General features: G+C 49.2%; 1 protein-coding gene and 1 pseudogene. Both read left to right on the top strand.

Translation table 11 applies throughout. The annotated features are described in order from the left end of the window. Window positions 1–33: 33 nt before the first annotated feature. A complete protein-coding gene (locus RMO35_RS19205; RefSeq protein ID WP_396135699.1) occupies window positions 34–1,377 on the top strand; it encodes an APC family permease in 1,344 nt (447 codons plus the stop codon). An 89-nt stretch (window positions 1,378–1,466) separates the two neighbouring features. Further along, a pseudogene (locus RMO35_RS19210) lies at window positions 1,467–1,977 on the top strand (hypothetical protein); the annotation flags it as partial.

Genomic DNA, 1,977 nt, shown 5'->3' on the forward strand with positions numbered 1-1,977 from the left:
TCGCCAGTTGCCCACATAGCAGATATTAGAGCTGTGAGTATAATCGAGCAACCTAAATTAACCAAAATTGCCGAAAATAGGACGATAGCAACAAGACCTTCAATCCGGCTATTTGATGCGATCGCCCTAATTGTCGGACTAGTTATTGGTGCGGGAATATTTGAGACACCAGCATTAGTTGCGGCTAATGCTAATAATGAAACTGATGTTTTACAAGCTTGGGGCTTGGGTGGAGTAATCTCCATTATCGGTGCTTTATGCTATGCCGAATTAGCGACTGCATATCCAAATATCGGTGGTAGTTATGACTACTTAAAGCGAGCATTCGGTCGATCGATTGCGATTTTATTTGCCTGGGCGCGACTGAGTGTAATTCAGACTGGCTCGATCGCTTTACTTGCTTTTGTATTTGGAGATTATGCTTCGCAATTATTGCGGCTGGGCACATTTTCAGCAGGGATTTATGCGGCACTAGCGATCGTCTTCCTCACGATGCTCAACATCCTGGGGTTGAAGCACAGTAAACGGCTCCAAAACTGGCTGACGATTACCACAGTCTTGGGACTGCTGGCAATCGTTATCATCGGCTTAACCTTGCCTGCGGACACTAGTGTTCCCACTCCGGCTACTGGCGCTGCTACGAGATCTTGGGGATCGGCAATGGTATTCGTGCTGTTGTCATATGGTGGTTGGAACGAAGCCGCGCAGATCTCTGCTGAGATCGAGAACTACCAACGCAACATCATTCGATCGCTCCTCTGGGGGTTAGGAATTATTACCGCACTATATGTGCTGCTTAATTTGGCATATCTGAAGGGCTTGGGATTGGCAGGGATGGCTCAATCATCAGCCGTTGCTGCCGATTTGATGCGGCGGGCATTTGGGGAGCCAGGAGCGATCGTCATTAGCCTGCTGGTGGTGATTTCTACGCTCGATTCGATTAATGCCACCATTTTTACGGGCGCACGCACTAACTTTGCACTAGGGCAAGATGTCGCTGCCTTTCGGTTTTTGGGCGTGTGGCAAGACCGTTACAATACACCAACCGCCGCCTACTTATTTCAAGGGGCAATTTCCTTAGCACTAGTCGGACTCGGTATGGTGACGCGCGACGGGTTCAAAACGATGGTGGACTATACCGCGCCGATCTTCTGGTTTTTCTTTTTGCTCAGTAGCATCTCGCTGCTGGTGCTGCGAGTGCGCGATCCCGATCGACCGCGCCCGTTTCGGGTGCCACTGTACCCGATTTTACCACTGCTATTCTGCGCTGCCTGTGGGTACCTGCTCTACTCCAGCTTAGTCTATACCGGGACGGGGGCGATCGTTGGTGTAATCGTTGTGGCACTGGGGATTCCCTCGATCCGAAGGCATCGATGAGAGGCTTTAGGCTTTAGGAAATCGGACGTTTCGCCAAGTGGCACGTACCCCAATCTAACAATGCTACCCGCAAATTAGGAGGAAAAAATATGAATGTACTATTAAGATTAGGGCGATCTTTTGCTGGATTTGGCATTGTCGGACTGGTAGTAGCTGGATTTATCCACTTGCCAGCCAGTAACAGTCAACAAGTACGAATAGATTTGCCCTTAGTACCGCCCATTGTGAGCAGCGATCTCACTTCAGAGCCGGATACCAGCACCACTACTAGGGTGGCTCTCAAAGAAAATCAACCCGTCCGACTCAACTCCGCTCAAATTGCCATCAGGGAAGCACAAGTTGCAGTTTCGCTATCGCAAGCACAGTTAGCTCAAGCACGAGTTAACTTGAGCGAATTTCAAGCCAAGCACGATCGGATCAAAATCTTGTCAGCGCAAGGTAAAGTCAGTCGCAAACAGACAGATCTAGCTGTAGCTGCTTACAAGCTAGCCCAATTACAACACAGTTCGGCTGCGATCGGACTACAAGAATCTACGGCACAACTAATCGCTGCTAAAGCTGAAGTTAGTAAATCAGGGTGCCTTAACACTGGAAGCAAGA

Source organism: Chamaesiphon sp. OTE_20_metabat_361, assembly GCF_031364565.1.